Below are 264 nucleotides of genomic sequence, written 5' to 3'. Positions count from 1 at the left end.
CGACAGCCCGTCGCGCCATACGCCCGCGCGGGTCTTCGCATCGAGCTGCACGACGTTGCGCACCGCCGCGAGCAGCAGCGCGAACGCGTGATCGGCGACGCAATCGTCGTTGGTGCCGGCGCCCGTGACCACGACAATGCCGCGCGCCTTCGCATGCGCGACGTCGATGTGCTCGTAGCCCGCGCCGAGCGCGCTGACGAACGTGAGCCGCGGCAGCCGGTCGATCTCGGCGGCGGTCAGCCCGGTGCTGCCGTTGGTCAGCAC

1 pseudogene is annotated in these 264 nt (G+C 72.0%); it reads right to left on the bottom strand.

From position 1 onward, the window contains the following. Positions 1–264, bottom strand: a pseudogene (locus AAEY75_RS15630) (hypothetical protein); the annotation flags it as partial.

Origin of the sequence: Psychrobacter sp. TB55-MNA-CIBAN-0194 (assembly GCF_040309505.1) — a bacterium.
Classification (GTDB): domain Bacteria; phylum Pseudomonadota; class Gammaproteobacteria; order Pseudomonadales; family Moraxellaceae; genus Psychrobacter; species Psychrobacter fozii.
Note: the sequence above shows the minus strand (reverse complement) of the source record. Positions and strands in the feature narration are given on the sequence as shown.